Source organism: Sphingobacterium mizutaii (assembly GCF_900187125.1).
Taxonomy (GTDB): domain Bacteria; phylum Bacteroidota; class Bacteroidia; order Sphingobacteriales; family Sphingobacteriaceae; genus Sphingobacterium; species Sphingobacterium mizutaii.
In genome coordinates, this window is sequence record NZ_LT906468.1 from 2,774,251 (window position 1) to 2,793,302 (window position 19,052).

Below are 19,052 nucleotides of genomic sequence, written 5' to 3' on the forward strand. Positions count from 1 at the left end.
TTCAATGACCTCGAAAGGGAGAAATTGAAACCTAAAAGTGAATATTTGCCCCTGAAGGGGGGCATGGATCTGTTAAAAAGGGAATTAAAATCAAGTACAGCTGCAAGAATTTTTGATTCCCTAACAAAAGCTATACATTTGGATGTCTCAACACTTAAAATGAAAAGCTCCAAACATTATTTATGGACATTTATAGGCCTTACTTTTCTGGCACTCCTAGCTACTACTGCCTCCTTGACTTATTATTACCAAGAAGCCAAGACTTCCCTGCTCCAACAGAAGGAAAGTGCAGGTAAAAGGGAAATCAGGGAATTGGGTATTTTGTTGGAACAGCAAATCCTTGCAGGGATTGCAGAAGAAACAGTGATTGAGAACCTGCAGAAAAGCATCTTGAACACCGATGTCCATAGTGAATTTGTGTGCATGTATAATACCCAAGGAATTGAGCTTTGCCATCCCGATCCAGCATTGATCGGACAAAAGATCGATGCATCAAATTCTTCCATCAAAATTGCCGGTCATCAGAATTCCTTTCGCCAGATTTTGCAGGAAGGAAAGGAACAGTCCGGAACCCGAGAATTCCCCCTTAATAGCCAAAGAAGTTCAGAAATTGTCAGCGTTTACCCTGTTAAGGGAACAGATTGGATGCTGGCCAGCCATGCCAATATTGCTGCAATTCAAAGTCAATTAGAGGATCTATTCCTAAAATTTATCGTTGGCGGAATCATATTTACTTTATTCATTAGCTTCTCTTCTTTCCTATTGATCCGATTGATCTACCGATCCTATGAAAAGCAAAAAGATGCTGAAATTGCTGACCTCAATATTCAAGTGAATACCCTACAGGCCATGAACCAGCAACTCGAGACGGTAAAGAACAATATCGCACATGAATCTCCAGAAAAGAAACCGAATCGAAAACGTATTATCTCATATATCAGGGATGAGGTTATTGCCTTGGACACGGAAGACATCGCCTATTTTGAGCTGAACAACAATGCTATTGTCGCCCGGACTTTTGATGAAAACAGTTATACGGTCAATGGTAGCCTGGATGAGCTGGTCAATGAGTTGGACCAAGAAGTCTTCTATCGAGCAAACCGACAGTTTATCATTAATATTAGAGCCATTTCCAATATTTGGGTCTATGGAAGAAATCAACTTCGTATAGAAACTACTGCCAAAAGTGAAACTCCTATCCTGATTAGCAAAAACAAGGTTGCTGAATTTAAAAGGTGGTTGGATCGCTAAGGGGGTTATGGTTAACTGCCATTATCTTTGATGAATTGGGAGGGTGATAGTTTATACATTTTCAGAAAACTTCTATGGAAATGATTGGGAGAACTAAAACCTGTTATATCTGAAACTTCATAAACTTTATAATTACCTGTGGCAAGTAATTCTGCAGCTTTTTTCAGCCTACTATTTATGATAAGTTCATGAACTTTTAATACACTCAGCTCACTAAGTCTTCGATACAACGTAGTTCGGCTCATATTCATCGCTCTAGACAAAAATTCACCATCCATCAATACATTGTCCAAATTCTCCATAATAATCTGGTTCAATCGTTCTAAAAACAACCTATTTTCAGCGCCATGCTCTTCTGCACTTAACATAACAACAGGCGAATGCGCAAAATAGGATTTGATAATTTTTCTGTTTTTCAAAAGATTGGAAATCTGTAATAAAAGATGTTTAGGAGAAAAAGGTTTGCCTAAATAAGCGTCAGCGCCAAATTCTAAACCTCTATATTTATAGGAAAGCTCTTTGCGAGCTGTCAACATGATAACAGGTATATGACAAAATTCCTCAGAAGATTTTACTATATCACAAAACGTAAAACCATCTACGCTAGGCATCATAATATCTGTTACAATTAAGTGAACAGTCTGTTCTTTTAAAATTTCCAAGGCACCCGCAACATTTTCCGCCAAATAAACCTCATAATGCTCGGAGAGAAATACCGAAATAAACTCCAAGATATCCTGATTATCATCCACAATTAAGACCGTTTGTTTCATATACTAAGTTTTATCCAATAATTGGGAGCTTCAAAATAAATCGATTCATAGTATTATTTAGATATTCATAGGTCAGTGTTCCAGCATTTCTTTCAGTTAATATCCTCGCCAAGGTCAATCCTATGCCAGTTCCTAATCCTTTTTTATTTTGAACCCGATGAAAAGCTTCAAATATTTTTTCTTTTTGATCCGCTGGAACTAAAGAGCCATCATTCGCAATTGAAAAGATAAGAGTTTGAGACTGACTATTTTCAACCTCACATTCAATAATGATTTCACTATCTGCATATTTTATTGCATTTGATAATAGATTGCTGATAATTCTATGAAAAATTTCCTCATCAATGTAGATACTAACATTTCCTGTATTGCAATAACTTTGAATTTTTAAATTTTTAGACTCTGCAAGGATTTCAAATTCCGAAATCAATTCTTCTAATACTGAAGCGATGTGTATCTTTTGAGGATTATTTCCTTCAAGATTACTTTCCAAAGCTTGAAAATCTAATAATTGGTCGGTTAAGGAAGATAATCTTTCTGTATTTCTATTAATAAGGCTGAGAAATTGCTGCTGTTTTGGATTATTATTCATCTTCTCTGAAATTAATTCCAAAGGGCCTTTGATCAAGGTTAGTGGAGTTCTGATTTCATGTACTATATTCGTAACAAAATTCATTTTAGCAGAATAATATTCCGATTGTTTTTTTAAATCAAGTTCTTTAACGGCATTTTCACGAATCTGTCTTTGCCTTTTATGGTACAATAAAAAGGAAACTAGCAAGATCATAATCAACAGAATGCTATAAATGATATAAGCTATAGTAGATGCCCACCATGCAGGAGCAATAAAAATATGGAGTATTTTTTCATTTTCATTTCCATTTTGTCTGTTTAAGACCCTTACATGAAATCTATATTCTCCGGCAGGCAATTTGGTAAAGTTGACGTTTCGGTTTCTGGAAATATCTGTTCTCTTATCTTCAGCCCCTTCAAGCCAATATTGATAATTCAATGTGGAAGAAGCTGCAAAGTCTAACGAAGAAAAACCTATTGAAAAAGAGGATTCGTCATGCCTTAAATAGATTGAATCCCGAAAGAGAATTGAACGCCAATTCTGTTGATTTGCTGGGCTCAGCTCACTTCCATTGACCTGAAAACTGGTTATGAAGATCGGTGCTTTGCTGTTTACCTTGAATAGATCGTCAGGAAAGAAACTTACCAAACCTTTTACACTGCCAAAAAACAGTTCCCCCTCTTTGCTAATATATCCCGAAGAATAGTTAAACTGGTCAGTTAATAAACCATCATCTTTTGTAAAACTGACCCATTTGCTTTCTCCAGGGAGCAAACAGGCAAGACCTTTGGAAGTACTCGCCCAAAATCTCCCTTTTTGATCCTCAAGGACCACATATACCATATTGCTAGGCAGACCATTTCGTTCGGTAAAATAGCTGAAGCTTTTACTTCTCACATGGTACTTACTGATACCTCCGCCTTCCGTAGAAAACCAAATATTACCTGCCCTATCCTCAAATATTCCACAGACTGAATTATGGCTCAAATTATTTTGTCTTCGGGATTGATGCGAAAAATTTTCGGTTGTACCTGTTCTAGGATTATAGCAAAAGGCTCCCTCTCCAATTGTTCCTGCCCAAATCCTGCCAGCTTTATCTTCCAACATGGTAAAAACATAAAGGTTCCTAGGGAAATTTGACGATAATAGAAATTGATCTTTAGCCGGAAAATATTCATAAACTCCATTGCTACTTCCCAATAATAAAATACTAGTTGAAGTCCTAAGGGCGGAGATAATAAAATTTGATTTCAGTCCATCAAGATTACTATTTTTCTCATAGTGCTTTACGATTTTACCTGACTGAGTATTTAGGAGAAATAGTCCATCCTGAAAAGTACCGACCCATAAACCTTTATCGGTTTCAGCGATAGCATGAACATTGAAAGGTTTAATGGCATTAAATTTTTCTATCGGATGAATTTTACCGGTTTTTAAATCCATTCGATTAAGTCCAGCGTCTTCTGTGCCAATCCATAGCTGCTTTCCTGATCGATCTGGATACATCTCTCTAACTGCCCAACCACTAATACTTGGAATACCTTTTTGCCGGAAATATTTTCTGAAATTATTAAATCGTGGATGATGATAATTTATCCCGCCAAAATATGTTCCACACCAAATACCTGAATCCTTATCCATGAACAAACTATAAACGGCATTATCTGAAATTGAATAGGGATCTGTATCATCTTTTTTCAAACTTTTGAATGAAGCAGTTTTTCCATCAACAATAAACAAACCTTGTTCAGATGCTACCCAATATTCCTTGCTATTATTGGAGATAATATCTCGCACGAAAATTTCCTTTCCTAATTTAGATCCCAAAATCCATTTTACGTTTTTAGTCTGCCGATTATACCTGAGAAGTCCCATAGTTGTCCCGACCAATATTTCATTTGGGTTAGGAACATGCAGTACAGAGATAATGGTGCTTTTAAGCTCAGAAAGTTTATCCTGTAAATGAAACCTTTCTAAATCTACATCATATTTGAATAGCTCTCCATTCTGAGAAATCAACCATAGATTGTTTTCAAAGTCCAAAGTCATCCCTAAGAGTCTTTGATCTTTGAAAATATCCATTTCATTGATATTCCTTATTTTTTTGCCATGGGCTTGATATTCATATAGCTTGCCCGAAACCAAAAAAAATATTTTACCATTTTTTGCTTTGCAAACCTTTAAAATTTCATCTGCATTAGTTTTGTAAAGGCTACTGGATTTTTCAGTGATGGGATTAAATTCATATAGGCCACTACGGGTTCCAAGTATCAGCATATTATCGTCTGTTTGTGCAATGGAATAGACAAATTCATTCCCCTCATTTTCGGCATTTGGGATTATCTTAAAGGACCGAAAATTCGTCCCATCATATCTTGATAGTCCTTCTTTGGTTCCAAACCACATAAATCCCCAAGAATCTTGAAAGCTTACAAACACGGTATTATTGGCCAGCCCATCTTCTACTTGCAAATGGCGGAAATAAACCGGATCAGAAATTCCTTTTAACTGTTGTGAGAACAGCAACAACAGTATTAGCACAAGCCTCATAACGATAGATTAATTAATCAAATATAAGGAGATCAGACTTGAATTCCTGCGCACATAGGTCAATGGAACAAATTGCTAGATTATTGAAACAGATTGCTAATCTTCCCATTTTTTTTCGCTTTTACTTTGTTGAAGGGAAAAATCAAAATACAATTCGATGAACCATTTATGATTACTAACCCATCGAATAACCTATTCAACAATAAATGTTATGAAAAAAACAAATTCGAAAATTTACGGAGTTTCCTTAAAATGCCTCTGTTTGATTTTCTTGACCTTACCTAACTCCAGTTCTGGAGTATTTGCAGGGAACAAGTCGCATCTAATTTCCATGCCAGCCAGTTTCCAGCAGCAAAAAAGAATTCAAGGAACCGTAAGGGATGAAATGGGGAAACCATTGAGCGGGGCTACCATTAGAACTAAATTGACCAAGAATGCAGTCTCTTCCACAGCAGATGGAAGCTTTGAAATTGAAGTAGCCAAAAATGGAGATTGGATCAGTGTCCACATGTTGGGCTACCAGACTGCTGAAATTCAAGTTTCTGATCGAACCGAAATAAATATTACTTTAAAAACGACTTCCACCTCGTTAGATGCTGTAGTTGTTGTCGGTTATGGAACTCAAAAAAGAGATCAAATCACTACGTCAGTCGCTTCAGTTAAAGCAGAAGATTTTATTAAAGGAGCTGTCCAAGATCCAGCTCAATTAATCCGAGGAAAAGTAGCTGGATTAAATATTGTCACCCCCGACGCAAACCCGGTCGGAAATTCCCAAATCAACTTAAGAGGAATTACGACCCTAACTGCAGGGACCTCGCCCCTGGTTATTATAGATGGGGTTCCTGGCAGTTTACAGTCAGTTGCTCCACAGGATATTGAGTCCATTGACGTTCTTAAGGACGGTGGAGCAGCTGCTATTTATGGAACCAGAGGTACAAATGGGGTAATTTTGATCACTACGCGAAAACCAGATGGTAATCTGGAACCCTCCATTATGATCAATAGTTATATTTCTTCTCAACAAATTAATCGAAGATTGGATTTCATGAGTCCGGAAGGTTATAGAGAGCTGGTGGCTCAGAAAAAAGCTGGGGCTTATGATTATGGACATTCCACCAATTGGTTAGATGAAATCAGTCGTAACGCTATATCCCAAGTCCATAACCTTAGTATCAGTGGCGGAAGTAAAAACACTAGCTATCTGGCTAACCTGAACCTAAGAGATGATCAGGGTATCATCCTAAAATCAGATAACCAAAGGATAATACCTCGAGTTGAAGTCAGTCATCAAATGTTTGATGGAAAGTTGAAATTAACTGCCAACCTAACTGGGTCACAACAAAAATATTTTGCTGGTGCAGACGGAAGTAGCTATCGGGGTGATGTTTACCGAAATGCTATCACCTACAATCCAACCGACCCATTAAAGGACGAAGATGGCAATTGGACTGAACATACAGATAAAACAAACTATGCAAACCCACTTGCATTATTAATGGAGACCAAAGGGAAAAACCAAAATACGACACTCAGATCACTAGGTTCTATAAATTATAGACCTATTCAAGGATTAGATATCATGGCCATGGGATCTAGGGAAATCTTTAATAGTGTAAGAGGGTATTATGAGACAAAAAATCATTATTCGACGAGAAGGGACAGTAAAAATGGTTTTGCATCAAGAGGGACAACTAGACGGGAAGAATCATTGATGGAATTGACGGCAAATTATCAAAGGAATTTTGGCAATCACGACTTGAAAGGTTTACTGGGATACAGTTGGAGAGAAACAAATCATGAAGACTATTGGATGCAAAACTGGGATTTTCCATCTGATGATTTTTCATACAACAATATTGGGGCTGGTCTTGCTTTATCTCGGGGTGAAGCACCACAGAATTCCTACCAAAGTAGCAATAGGTTAATTGGATATTTTTTTAGACTTAATTATGCCTACAAAAACCGATACCTATTAATGGCCAGTATCAGGAGAGAAGGATCTTCAAAATTTGGAAGAAACAATAAATATGGAAATTTTCCGGCCATTTCTGCAGGTTGGAATATCAAGAATGAAGGATTTTTAATGGACAACCAAGTCCTGAGTACCCTTAAATTAAGAGCTAGTTTTGGAATAACAGGTACTGAACCTGAAACCCCATATCTCTCTCTCAATCGTTTGAATTTTGACAGCAACGCTCTTTTAAATGGGGTTTGGTCACAGGTGGTGAATGTGTCATCTAATGCCAATCCTAATTTGAGATGGGAAAGGAAACAAGAAACCAACCTAGGCTTGGATTTTGGTTTCTGGAACAATAGATTAACAGGAAGCATTGACTTGTACCAAAGAAAGACCAACGATTTATTATTTGATTATTCTGTTCCTACTCCACCATACTTGTATAATAGAATCAGGGCGAATGCAGCTTCGATGGAAAATAAGGGAGTAGAAGTCCAATTGAACTATTCGCCCATTATGCATGAAAAATTCCAATGGAATAGTTCGATCAATTATTCTACAAACCGAAACAAGCTCTTGTCTTTGTCAGATAAAAGTTTCCAATTGGCTGCAGGATATTTTGATGCAGGAACAACTGAAGAACCAATACAACAATCATTGACCAGGATCCAGATCGGTCAACCGATAGGAAATTTCTATGGATACAAATCAGTGGACATTGATGAGAACGGATATTGGATTATTGAAGGTAAAGATGGCAAACCAAAACCAATTGCCGATCAAAAAGCTGAAGACAAACAAATTATCGGAAATGGTCTTCCAAAGCATTATTTAAATTTCAACAACAATTTCAAATATGGAAATTTTGACCTAGGAATCAGCATGCGTGGTGCTTTTGGATTTGATATTTTAAACTTACCACAAATGTTTTACTCAGCACCAGTTATGTTGACAAGAGGAAATATTCTAGCCAATTCGTATGATAAAATATATGGCAAAAGACCTTTAGCTGACGATCAATCCCTGAACTATCTAAGCTATTATATTGAAAAGGGTGATTATTGGAAAATAGACAATGTGACCTTAGGTTATCGCCTAAACTTTAACCAAAGTAAAATTAAGTCAATGCGTTTATATCTTTCAGGATCAAACTTGGTGACCATCACAAACTATAGTGGTATTGACCCAGAAACACCCATTGTTGGCCTGACACCTGGGGTGGATGAAAGGGATCGTTATCCGTCAAGTCGCACTTTCACCCTTGGAGCATCTTTAACCTTTTAAGCATTAAAAAAATGAAAATCTTAAAATATATATTAATGAGTTCGCTGTTCCTTAGTCTTGGATCTTGCGACACTGACCTGAATGAGGTGGTCTATTCAGATATTACTGAAGACTCCTATTCCTATACTGATGCGAATGCAGCCATAGGAATTGTATATGCTAATATGCGAAGTCTGTTTGGCCACACCAACTTTTATATGGTTCAGGAAACTACCTCCGATGAAATAGTTATGCCTGCTAATCCTTCTGGATGGGATGATGGTGGAATTTTCAAAACCCTACATTTACATACTTGGAATTCAGAAAATCCTCAATTAATAAACATGTGGAATGTTTTTTACAGAGGGGTAATCAATTCAAACCGATTAATTTCTCAACTTGAAAATGACCAGATACAATTAAAAAGTGATCAAAATAAATCACAATATATTTCAGAGATGAGAGCTGCTCGTGCGTTTTTCTATTGGTTAATTTGCGACAATTTTGGAGACGCACCCTTGGTGACAAACCCTTCTACTGATTTGCCCCAAAAGACCGCTAGAAAGGATATTTTTAAATTTATAGAAAAGGAACTCAAGGAATCCATCCCCCAGTTATCGGAAGAAAAAAGCAGCAAAACTTATGGTCGTTTTAACAAATGGGCTGCAAAAACTTTACTTGCTAACCTGTATTTAAACGCCGAGGTCTATTCCGGCGAAAACAGATGGAGTGATTGCTTAAAGGAGGTGAATGAAATTATTGCCTCCAATAAATTCAGTTTGGAAAGCAGCTATAAGAATAATTTCATTACGAATAATGAAAATTCCAAAGAAATAGTTTTTGCCATTCCGTTTGATGAAAATAAAGCCGGGGGCTTCTTTGTTCAACAATTTTCATGGCATGCAGCATTAAGGGATAAAAGGGCTACCCAAAGTACCCCTTGGGGAAGTGGATCCGCAATGGGAGTTTCACAATTTATTGACACTTATGACCCTTCTGATAAAAGATTAGAAGATTCCTGGCTGATGGGACAGCAGTATGCTCTAAACGGAACCACAGTTTTAAAAGGGTCATATGATAAAGCAGGCCAACCCTTAATTTTTACTAAAGACTTGCCTGACGGTCTATTTACAGGAGAATCAGAAGGCTATAGACAAAATAAATTCGAAGTAAAGGTAGGTGCTCGCTTTGATTTAAGCAATGATTTTCCATTTTTCAGATATGCACAGGTCTTGCTAATAAAAGCCGAGTGCCTACTAAGGTTAGGACAATCCGCCGAAGCAGTCAAATTAGTTAATCAAGTTCGGGCTAGGAATTTCAGTGATGAAGCTAAAGCAAAGGTAACTGAAGAAAATCTTCTTGGAAATTCAAAATACCAATATGGGCTTATCAAAGACTATAAATTAGTTGACAAAGGTAATACAGAAGTTATTAAATACGGTGGTCTACTTGATGAACTAGGTTGGGAGTTTGCTTGGGAAGCTCAAAGGAGAAGAGATATCATTAGATATGGTGTGTTTACAAAGAAAAGTTGGTTATCACATAAACCCCAAGGTAATGATCGGATAACATTTATGATTCCACAAGCAGCTGTAGACGCAAATCCAAATCTTAAATAATAATTAGAAATAAAAACAGACCATGAAATCTATTTTCAAAATTATGATCCTAATAACTCTAGGATTGGTACAAACCACAGCAATTGCAAGAGATAGACCAGGTAATAGGCTAATCAGTGATACAACGAAAGGTTTAAGACAAAATCCTTATATAGAACTTTCATTAGGTGAAATAAAACCGAAGGGATGGTTATTGGAAATGTTAAAGCGCCAAAAGTCTGGATTAACTGGTCAATTGGATGTACTCTATCCTGAAGTGATGGGCGAAAGAAATGGCTGGTTAGGTGGTGATGGTGATCAATGGGAAAGAGGACCATACTGGATAGATGGCCTATTACCTTTAGCCTATATTTTGGAAGATAAAGAGTTGATCGAAAAAACAAAACCCTGGGTGGAATGGGCAATCAAAAGCCAAAAAGCAGATGGCTATTTTGGGCCATCACAGGATTATGATGAAGAGACTGGCCTGCAAAGAAACAATAGCCGGGACTGGTGGCCGAAAATGGTCATGTTGAAGGTTTTAAAACAATATTATTCAGCAACTAAAGACAAAAGGGTAATCAAATTATTGACCAATTACTTTAAATATCAATTGGAACATTTACCGAGCACACGATTGGATAATTGGACCTTTTGGGCTAGATACCGTGGAGCGGAAAACCTAATGGTGGTTTATTGGCTCTATAATATCACAAAAGACGAATTTTTATTGGACTTAGGGGAAATCATCCATAAACAAACCTTTGATTATACCACAGCTTTTAACGAAAGGGAAATGCTGACAACAGAAGGAAGTATACATTGTGTCAATCTCGCTCAAGGTATTAAAGCCCCACTGGTTTATTATCAAAGACATCCTGAAGAAAAGTACAGAAAATCTGTTGAAACTGCCCTAGCTGATATTCGCAAATTCCATGGGATGGCACATGGCATGTTTGGAGGTGATGAAGCACTACATGGAAACAATCCAACGCAAGGTTCAGAATTCTGTTCAGCAGTTGAAATGATGTTTTCTATGGAAACTGTCCTACAGATTACAGGAGAAAACAAATATGCCGACCAAATCGAAAAAATAGCATTCAATGCTCTACCGGCGCAAGCGACGGATGATTTCATGAATAGACAATATTTCCAACAGGCAAACCAAGTAATGGTGAGTAACCAGATCAGGAATTTCCAAACCAACCATGATGGAACAGATAATTGTTATGGCTTATTGACCGGATTCCCATGTTGCACGGCCAATATGCATCAAGGCTGGCCCAAATTTGCCCAAAATCTATGGTATTCAACCGCTGATCATGGTATTGCAGCCCTCCTCTATTCGCCGAATGAGGTGAACACGACAGTTGCCGGCAACATTGCGGTTAAAATAGTGGAAGAAACTAACTATCCTTTCCAAGAGGACATCAATTTTACCTTCCATTTTGAAAAAGGTGTAAAAAATAGTGAATTCCCATTCCATTTAAGGATTCCTTCATGGTGCCAATCTGCTGAAATTAGGATAAATGGTTTACCCGTAAGTTTTAGTCAAAAAGATGGTATTGCTATTTTAAAAAGGAAATGGAATAGTAATGATGTTGTGCAATTACACTTGCCCATGAACCTTTATCAAGAAAAATGGGATGAAAACTCAATTAGTATCCAAAGAGGCCCACTTACCTTTGCTCTAAAAATGGGAGAAAAAATGGAATTAGTCCAAAATGATAATCCCCCAGGATCGTATGGTGGCAAAGAATTTTATGAAATCCACCCTACCACTCCTTGGAACTATGGGTTAGTCCAAGAACATCGAAAATTTGAAGATAATTTTATTGTTGAATTCAATGACCCTGGAGTGAATTACCCTTGGAATTTAGAAAATGCTCCAATCCGAATCAAAACAAAGGCAAAACGTATTCCTTCTTGGCAACTCTATAATGGGATGGCTGGTCCACTCCCCTATAGTGGAACTTATAGAATGCAAGCCGCAAAAAACACCGAAGAAATCACCTTAGTCCCCTATGGTTGTACACAATTAAGGATTTCACAATTTCCAAGGCTTGATTAATGAATTCCCAATAATAAATAGTAAATAATGTTGCTCCTAGTCTATTAGTAGACTAGGAGTTTTTTGCTTTCACAATAAATATTACACACATGAAAAAAATATTATTCCTAATTCTATTTAATTTATTTCAACATGCAAATGCTCAAAACCATCCTGAAAACCATGAAAAGCTTATGGATAATTTAGCCAGTCAAATTAAGCATGATACCATCAATATAGGTTTCCTTTTATTTGATGGTGCTGTTTTACAAGATTTTGCCGGACCTATGGAAGTTTTTTCAAAAGCAAAATCCTTAAGTCATGGCAAATACAAAACTTTTAGTATTGGTTTAGAAAATAAGATCATAAAACTTGACAATGAAATGTTAGTGGTGGAAACAGAATACATCCTTGCGAACGCCCCTAAGATTGATTATTTAATAATTCCTGGAGCCAATATGAAAAAAATAGAAGAAATCTTGGCTAACTCAAGTTTAATGGAGAAATTTAAAAAAGCGATGTCGGGAAAAAATCAAAATATCATTTCCGTATGTACAGCTGCTTATTTATTGGCAAAATCAGATATGCTGAACAATAAAAAAACAACCACTCACTTTTTTGTTGCACAAGACTTTAAGGAACGATTTCCAAAGGTAAATTTAATTACAGATGTTCGTTTTGTAGAAGATGGTAATATTATCAGTTCTTCTGGAGTAACATCAGGCATTGATGCAGCACTATATTTAGTGGAGAAACTCAGCGGACAAAAAATGCGTGCAATGATCAATAGAGCTTTACAACATGATTTTAAAATTGAAGATAAATGGCCAGTCCCTCCTAATGGCATGAGATATAAGATGAACAATCATGAATAATTTCATTGAATACATAAACCAATTTGAAGAGTTCTCCACAGAACAAATTGATTTTGTACAGCAAAAGGCCTCTTATTTAGATCTGAAAAAAGACGAATATTTTATTGAGGCTGGGCGGGTTTTTAAATCTGTCGGAATTATCCTCGAAGGGATAATGAGGATTTGTTATTTCGATAACAAAGGAAATGAAATCACAAAGATATTCTTAGAGCCGGTCCATCTCTTGTTGGGAATGGAAAATGTTCCATCTTCTGAATATATTCAGGCAATAACAGATTGCAAGATGCTGGTTTTTAAACTGGAAGATTGGAAAGAAATAAATCAAGTTATTCCAAATTGGGAAGGAATGGTCCAGAAATCATGGGTAAGTTTATTGATGAAGGAAAAATCATGGGTTGGGGACAATCACAGCCCCAAGCTCATGAAATTATCAATGCCCACAAGATTACTCCATTAACCTGTATCCAAAGCGAATATTCGATGATGGCAAGGCAGTTTGAAAAAGAAATCATCCCGCTTTGCAATGAATTAAAAATTGGATTTGTTGCTTTTTCACCACTCGCAGGAGGTTTTTTATCTGGAAAAATCACTTCCAAAAGTACTTTTGAAGGTTTTGATGCCAGAAGGGTAATCAATCGATATGAAGAGAAAAACATGCTTGCAAATGAACCACTTCTAGATTTATTAAACAGCTTTGCCAGAAAAAAGGCAGCGACCCCTGCACAGATTTCTCTAGCTTCGATGTTGCAAAAAAACCAGAATATGGTAGCCATTCCTGGTGCTAAGAAATTGAACATGATCAAAGAAAATTTTGATGGATCTGAAATATCCTTCACTGATGAAGAATTTAAATTATTGGATGATGAAATCTCAAAGATTCCAATTTTTGGAAATCGAAGGGATGAAGATATTGCTAAACTTAGGGATTTGATTTCAATGGATTCCCGATCTTAATTCTGTTAATAAGTCAGCAATTTGTGGTTCTTTTCCTGGTTAAATTTATGAGTTTAAACAACAAATTGATTAGCTCAACTCATCTATCTTTCTTAAAACATTTAATAAAGCAGCCTGTTTTTTAAGAGTATAAGAAACAGAGTTTTAAAATTTAAATGATTAAACGATGAGTATGTTAGAAGATTTGAAACTAAAGAAAGACCTGATTATTGCCAATTTCAAGGAAGCAGCTAACGATGGTTATGACCATTCGATTGAGTCAGCGGGAAAAAAAGGTCTTCGTTCTGGCCGTGTGTCTGAACTGACAGCTATTGCAGATTTAAAACCTGGAGGTGGAGAGCGATTAAAGAAAATCATGGAGATTGCCGATGGTAATCTTGGAGGAGCAACACGCGTAGGTACCTTACATGACCTACGGATCGTCCTATTGGATAATGACAGTAAAATACTGTTCTGCACAGCCTATGATGGCGATTGGGATGCATATATCGATGATTTTGCGACCAAAATCCCTGAATTGATGGATATCATCTTTGGCAATGTAGAAGGCTGGCCAGGCATCAAGGATCCAAGTGTTAAACAATTTATCATTGACCATCAGATAACGGCAACCGGCTGGTATGTTGGTGTCCCACATTTAACGGTCAATGACATTCGTAGACAAGATAAGATCGTATCTGGATTGAATAAGGTGATTGATGAGGCAAATAAGAGTTAAGATATGGCATTTGAGATATTAAAAAGGATTTTCAACCCGAATAAGGTTGAAATAGAATTGGACGATATCCAATCCATGATTCTGAGGAGTCGTCCTATCCCCTACTATGGCACCATGGCGGCCATCCGAATCAAGTCTGCAGAGGCTGGTAAAGAATTGGTCAAAGCCGTTTTACCTTTGGTCCATTCTGCCCAAGATTGGGATAAAAACGAAGGTGCGACTGTATTTTTAACCTTTACCTACAAAGGGTTGGAAGCTTTGGGTTTGCCTAAGGAATCTTTGGACTCTTTCCCTGAATCCTTTAAGGAAGGTATGGCTGCTCGAGCCAAGTTTTTAAAGGACATTGATGTCAATGATCCCAAGCATTGGGAAAAGGCGTTTAAGCAGGAGATCCATGTCGCGGCAGCTGTAATCGCAGATTCGAAGGAGGCTTGGCAAGCATTATTGCAAGAGTTTAGAAAGGAGCTGGAGGGCAAATCTGGTATTGAGATCTTGTTTCAACATGATTTTGGAGCGACAGAAGAAGTCAAAAATGTTTTCGGGTTTAGAGATGGCATCAGCAATCCTGAGATTGAAGGCAGCGGGATTGAGTTACCTGCAAGCTATGATCGACCAATCAAAGCAGGTGAATTTATTTTAGGATACCCTGGCGAAGCCGGTGTAGTAGCCCCTTTCCCTCAACCCGAAGTTTTGGGAAAGAACGGTTCTTTCTTGGCTGTACGAAAATACCAAAGCCAAGTTGCAGAGTTCAATAAGTTTATCAAAGAAAACAGCAATAGTCCTGAGGAAGGCGAATTATTGGCAGCAAAAACGGTTGGCCGTTGGCGCAGTGGTGCTCCTTTGGTATTGAGTCCTGATGAGGATGATAAAGAATTGGGTGCGAACATGCACAAGAACAATGACTTTTCATTCAAACATGATGAATATGGAAAGAAATGTCCTTTCTCCTCCCATATCCGCAGGATGAATCCAAGGGATTCTAAAAACTTCGTTATGGAAGATGTTCGCTTGCACCGTATCATCCGTAAGAGTGTCACTTTTGGGGATATAGTTCCACCGGAAGTCACCAAGAATGATGGCAAGGAACGTGGCCAATATTTTCTTGCCATCAGTGCCGATGCAATGGGGACCATGGAATTCTTACAAGGCCAATGGGTCAATGACGGGAATTCCCAAAACTTGGGAACCGAAACGGATCCTCTGATCTCTGTTCAAAAAGATGGCTTATTTACCGTTCCTGCTGACCCCATGGTCAAACGATACCATAATCTCCAAACTTACAATATTGTAAAAGGCGGCGAGTATTGTTTTATCCCAAGTCTTTCTGCTTTGAAATGGATCAGCGAATTGGCATAAAACATCACACAAAATTTAATAAACGCTAAACTATAGAACATGAACAAGGAGTATATAAAATATAACCCTGATCTGGAGGAGATCCCCGAGAATTTCGAAGAATATATGTCAACGATCAACAAGGATATCCAAAACTACATCCAGGAAACCAAGAAACTGAGTAATATCAACCATTATACCCGTGATGCACATGCCAATGGTTATGCTGCCTTGCGGGCCGAATTTGAGATCTTGGGAAATTTAGCTCCCGAATTGGCCCAAGGAGTCTATGCGCAAGCCGGAAAACATGAAGCGGTTATCCGTTTTTCCAATGGATCTTCCCGAGTATTGCCGGATAAATTAAGCGGAAATGCCCAAGGAATGGCCATCAAGGTATTTGATATCCCTGGGACAAAGATGGCACCCAATGAAGCGGACTCCCCCAATATGGATTTTAACCTGATTAATAATCCGGTATTCTTTTGCAATACGGCAGAACATTATGTCTTTATTTCCAAGCTCTTTTTAAAGCTTACGGATTTCTTTGAAAAAGGTGCATTAGGGAAACTGGAATTTGCAGCTTTATGGGCAACAGAAAACAAAAAAGCATTTCCTAATTGGGAAGCACTCAAGGAATTGAATGCCCTAAAAACCTTTGAAAAGATTCCTGCCATCAATAGTTTTCTCTATGAATTCTATAGCATGGGTGCAGTCAGGCATGGCGATTATATGGCGAAGATTCGGGTGATACCTACATCGGAAACCAAACAAAAGATCCAAGAGAAAGAAGTCAATATTGAATTAGAAGATTGGCCATATCGCGCTTCCATTATTAAGGAGATTGCTAAAAACGACCTGACATTTGAACTGCAGGTACAACTGTGCAATGATCTAGACAAACTGCCAATCAATGATTTAACGGTGGAATGGGACCAGGAGCTTTCTCCATTTCAAACAGTAGCCAAAATTACGATATTTCAACAGGAAGTCCCTAAAGATGGAAACTTTGAGATCATGGAAAACTTATCCTTCACCCCTTTCAGAACGATTGAGGCAAATAGTCCAATCGGAAATTTGCAAAGGACCAGACAACAGGCTTATGTCACTTCATCGACGAGTCGACATGCTCTCAATCATAAGAAAAAAATAGAACCCAAAAATTTAAAAGAAGCATTTGACCCAAGCTTTTATAATTTGTAAATTTTAAGATCGCGATAAATTGGTTTATCGCGATTTTTTTTGATTTGTTTGGAAATGAATTGTTCTCCTATAAAAGGAATGATCTCGGGATTTCACATACCTAATCAATTAAAATATTAAAGATTGCATTGGCGAACTTTCCTTAATCTTCTTTCCCCCTTGCTGTCATCCTGACATCGGAAGGATCTCGGAACTATACAAGACAAATATTTGAATATTAAAAATTTAAATAAGCGAACAGGTCATCCATCTTCGATGGACGATGGCAAGAACGTGTGGGACATTTACGTACAGATTCTTCACTAATCGTTCAGAATTAGAAGTGTCTCAGAGAGGGATTCAGAGCGAAGCGAAGAATCTATTTTTTTATTTTTTTAGGAATTGTTGTCATCTCGAATCGTAAGATGAGAGAACCATTTCAAATGAAGAATGGATCGTTCCGAGACTCTTCGGGCAAGCTTTCAGTGTGACACGATAAGGGTATAGAAAAATATTTCACCCACGCTGTGGGTTCTTCATACAATTACCCTTATTTTCTATAAATATTTCACCCCTTCCAGGGGTTTCCCAATTTAAACAAACACCATCCTTCCGAAGGAAGCCCTTTAGCACCCGGCTCATTTCCTTGGCGGAAAAATGGATAGAATGCCGTCGACCTGTGCGATGGGATTGGCCTTGGAATGCTTTCAGAGGATCATCCCATCAAAAGGGATGATCTTCTGAAAGATATTCCCGACAACAAGGCATTCTATCCATGTGCGGATGATCGTGTGAAAAGCCACCTTAAATGGGCCGAAGCGTTACGGATTCGAGTTGTTTTTTGGGTATCCGTGAGCTCCTTCGTCGGTTTGGTACTTTTGGGCTCCAAAAGTAACAAAGAGATCGGTAATCCTTAAATGGGCCGAAGCGTTATGGATTCGAGTTGTTTTTGGTATCCGTGAGCTCCTTCGTCGGTTTTGGTTGCTTTTGGGCTCCAAAAGTAACGAAGAATCTATTCTATTTATGGTTTACCAACCTTATGAATTAACTTTGTTTCTGATAAATACATCAAAGAATTATTAAAAAACGATGATCAAGATATACCACAATAATATGTGCAGCAAAAGTAGAGCTGCCTTAAACCTCTTGAAGGATAATAATGAAGAAATTGAAATCCAGGAATACCTGAAAGAAGCACCCACTAAGAGTGAATTAAAAGAAATCCTAAAAATGCTTCAGATGAAACCTTTGGAACTGATCCGTAAGAATGAAACTTTATTCAAGGAAAACTATAAAGATAAAAACCTAACGGATGAAGAATGGATTGAAATTATGCTTGAAAATCCTGTCCTAATCGAGAGACCCATTGTGGTAAAGGATGGTAAGGCCGCAATTGGTAGACCTATTGAAAAGATTATTGAGCTCTTGAACAATTAAGAACCTATAGCTTAGTTTTGTATTTCTCTTTGACAGTCTATTATACAGCTATGATAATTACCTAAAAACTGGTATTTCAAGGAATTTATTATTCCTTTAATTTTGTTAATAACAACATCACATTAACTCCTTTGCATAAATACATACAATTAGGATAGAATGAAAAATGCCCAACCGTACGGCTGGGCATTTTATTTTATAGGAGTTTTGGATTTTATTTATCCAAATCTCTTAACCAGGTTTGAACTTCTTCACGAGTTTTTCCCGTTTTCTTCTGAAGTTTACCATATAATTCGTCTTCTTTTCCTTCAACATACAATAAATCGTCATCCGTTAGATCTGCATATTGTTGCTTTACTTTTCCTTTTAAAATATTCCATCTTCCTTTTAAATCTAATGAATCCATTTGCTTTTAATTTTAAGTGAATTAATAAATATGTGTGTATTAAAGGAACAATGCTAAACGTAAATGGTTTGATTTTTTATCAAATCAGTATTAAAATTGCAAAAACCAAATGTTGAATTGATTGTTTTTATT

15 protein-coding genes are annotated in these 19,052 nt (G+C 37.3%); 12 read left to right on the top strand and 3 right to left on the bottom strand.

All coding sequences use genetic code 11. From position 1 onward, the window contains the following. The first annotated feature begins 159 nt into the window (after positions 1-159). Positions 160-1,251 (top strand): LytTR family transcriptional regulator, encoded by a 1,092-nt coding sequence (locus CKW03_RS11940; RefSeq protein WP_093097806.1) that lies wholly within the window; start codon positions 160-162, stop codon positions 1,249-1,251. Positions 1,252-1,262: 11 nt separating this feature from the next. Here the strand turns inward: CKW03_RS11940 and CKW03_RS11945 are convergent, their stop codons facing one another. Both CKW03_RS11945 and CKW03_RS11950 read right to left on the bottom strand, forming a co-directional pair. Beyond that, the gene (locus CKW03_RS11945; RefSeq protein ID WP_093097222.1) at positions 1,263-2,024 is read right to left on the bottom strand and encodes a response regulator transcription factor; all 762 of its coding nucleotides are present in this window, start codon (positions 2,022-2,024) and stop codon (positions 1,263-1,265) included. Between the two features lie 10 nt (positions 2,025-2,034). Continuing rightward, on the bottom strand, positions 2,035-4,680 hold the full coding sequence (locus CKW03_RS11950) for a ligand-binding sensor domain-containing protein (RefSeq protein ID WP_169919001.1): 2,646 nt from the start codon (positions 4,678-4,680) through the stop codon (positions 2,035-2,037). Between the two features lie 679 nt (positions 4,681-5,359). Here CKW03_RS11950 and CKW03_RS11955 point away from each other — a divergent pair. From CKW03_RS11955 to arsC, 11 genes are all read left to right on the top strand, one after another. Next, positions 5,360-8,389: a SusC/RagA family TonB-linked outer membrane protein gene (locus tag CKW03_RS11955; protein WP_093097227.1), complete on the top strand. Its 3,030-nt coding sequence runs from the start codon at positions 5,360-5,362 to the stop codon at positions 8,387-8,389. A 35-nt stretch (positions 8,390-8,424) separates the two neighbouring features. Then, on the top strand, positions 8,425-9,987 hold the full coding sequence (locus tag CKW03_RS11960) for a RagB/SusD family nutrient uptake outer membrane protein (protein ID WP_236736470.1): 1,563 nt from the start codon (positions 8,425-8,427) through the stop codon (positions 9,985-9,987). Positions 9,988-10,030: 43 nt separating this feature from the next. Continuing rightward, complete coding sequence (locus CKW03_RS11965) at positions 10,031-12,037, top strand: beta-L-arabinofuranosidase domain-containing protein (protein WP_093097807.1); 2,007 nt, start codon at positions 10,031-10,033, stop codon at positions 12,035-12,037. 89 nt (positions 12,038-12,126) lie between these two features. Then, positions 12,127-12,891, top strand: a complete 765-nt coding sequence (locus tag CKW03_RS11970; RefSeq protein WP_093097232.1) for a DJ-1/PfpI family protein — start codon at positions 12,127-12,129, stop codon at positions 12,889-12,891. Beyond that, positions 12,884-13,348, top strand: coding sequence for a Crp/Fnr family transcriptional regulator (locus CKW03_RS20765; RefSeq protein ID WP_147120823.1), 465 nt, complete (start codon positions 12,884-12,886; stop codon positions 13,346-13,348). Before CKW03_RS11970 ends, CKW03_RS20765 begins: the two co-directional genes overlap by 8 nt. Beyond that, positions 13,252-13,845 (top strand): aldo/keto reductase, encoded by a 594-nt coding sequence (locus tag CKW03_RS11975; protein ID WP_147120824.1) that lies wholly within the window; start codon positions 13,252-13,254, stop codon positions 13,843-13,845. Before CKW03_RS20765 ends, CKW03_RS11975 begins: the two co-directional genes overlap by 97 nt. A gap of 166 nt (positions 13,846-14,011) precedes the next feature. Continuing rightward, a complete protein-coding gene (locus CKW03_RS11980) occupies positions 14,012-14,563 on the top strand; it encodes a hypothetical protein (RefSeq protein ID WP_093097237.1) in 552 nt (183 codons plus the stop codon). A 3-nt stretch (positions 14,564-14,566) separates the two neighbouring features. Next, positions 14,567-15,919 carry a Dyp-type peroxidase gene (locus CKW03_RS11985; protein WP_093097239.1) on the top strand — a complete coding sequence of 451 codons (1,353 nt, stop codon included), beginning with the start codon at positions 14,567-14,569 and terminating at the stop codon, positions 15,917-15,919. 39 nt (positions 15,920-15,958) lie between these two features. Beyond that, positions 15,959-17,098 carry a catalase family protein gene (locus tag CKW03_RS11990; RefSeq protein WP_093097242.1) on the top strand — a complete coding sequence of 380 codons (1,140 nt, stop codon included), beginning with the start codon at positions 15,959-15,961 and terminating at the stop codon, positions 17,096-17,098. A 680-nt stretch (positions 17,099-17,778) separates the two neighbouring features. After that, positions 17,779-17,994 (top strand): hypothetical protein, encoded by a 216-nt coding sequence (locus CKW03_RS11995; RefSeq protein WP_093097244.1) that lies wholly within the window; start codon positions 17,779-17,781, stop codon positions 17,992-17,994. A 172-nt stretch (positions 17,995-18,166) separates the two neighbouring features. Next, positions 18,167-18,514, top strand: a complete 348-nt coding sequence (arsC, locus tag CKW03_RS12000) for an arsenate reductase (glutaredoxin) (protein WP_093097246.1) — start codon at positions 18,167-18,169, stop codon at positions 18,512-18,514. Positions 18,515-18,728: 214 nt separating this feature from the next. On the opposite strand, the gene CKW03_RS12005 is transcribed toward arsC, so the two are convergent. Then, the gene (locus CKW03_RS12005; RefSeq protein ID WP_093097249.1) at positions 18,729-18,920 is read right to left on the bottom strand and encodes a CsbD family protein; all 192 of its coding nucleotides are present in this window, start codon (positions 18,918-18,920) and stop codon (positions 18,729-18,731) included. Positions 18,921-19,052: the final 132 nt, after the last annotated feature.

Excerpts from the sequence above, each read along its gene's own strand:
- CKW03_RS11980 (WP_093097237.1), top strand. The coding sequence starts at position 14,012 with ATGAGTATGTTAGAAGATTTGAAACTAAAGAAAGACCTGATTATTGCC.
- CKW03_RS11940 (WP_093097806.1), top strand. The coding sequence starts at position 160 with ATGAAAAGCTCCAAACATTATTTATGGACATTTATAGGCCTTACTTTT.
- CKW03_RS12005 (WP_093097249.1), bottom strand. The coding sequence starts at position 18,920 with ATGGATTCATTAGATTTAAAAGGAAGATGGAATATTTTAAAAGGAAAA.
- CKW03_RS11945 (WP_093097222.1), bottom strand. The coding sequence starts at position 2,024 with ATGAAACAAACGGTCTTAATTGTGGATGATAATCAGGATATCTTGGAG.
- CKW03_RS11950 (WP_169919001.1), bottom strand. The coding sequence starts at position 4,680 with ATGGATATTTTCAAAGATCAAAGACTCTTAGGGATGACTTTGGACTTT.
- CKW03_RS11990 (WP_093097242.1), top strand. The coding sequence starts at position 15,959 with ATGAACAAGGAGTATATAAAATATAACCCTGATCTGGAGGAGATCCCC.
- CKW03_RS20765 (WP_147120823.1), top strand. The coding sequence starts at position 12,884 with ATGAATAATTTCATTGAATACATAAACCAATTTGAAGAGTTCTCCACA.
- CKW03_RS11995 (WP_093097244.1), top strand. The coding sequence starts at position 17,779 with ATGCTTTCAGAGGATCATCCCATCAAAAGGGATGATCTTCTGAAAGAT.
- arsC (WP_093097246.1), top strand. The coding sequence starts at position 18,167 with ATGATCAAGATATACCACAATAATATGTGCAGCAAAAGTAGAGCTGCC.
- CKW03_RS11955 (WP_093097227.1), top strand. The coding sequence starts at position 5,360 with ATGAAAAAAACAAATTCGAAAATTTACGGAGTTTCCTTAAAATGCCTC.
- CKW03_RS11960 (WP_236736470.1), top strand. The coding sequence starts at position 8,425 with ATGAGTTCGCTGTTCCTTAGTCTTGGATCTTGCGACACTGACCTGAAT.
- CKW03_RS11970 (WP_093097232.1), top strand. The coding sequence starts at position 12,127 with ATGAAAAAAATATTATTCCTAATTCTATTTAATTTATTTCAACATGCA.
- CKW03_RS11985 (WP_093097239.1), top strand. The coding sequence starts at position 14,567 with ATGGCATTTGAGATATTAAAAAGGATTTTCAACCCGAATAAGGTTGAA.
- CKW03_RS11975 (WP_147120824.1), top strand. The coding sequence starts at position 13,252 with ATGGGTAAGTTTATTGATGAAGGAAAAATCATGGGTTGGGGACAATCA.
- CKW03_RS11965 (WP_093097807.1), top strand. The coding sequence starts at position 10,031 with ATGATCCTAATAACTCTAGGATTGGTACAAACCACAGCAATTGCAAGA.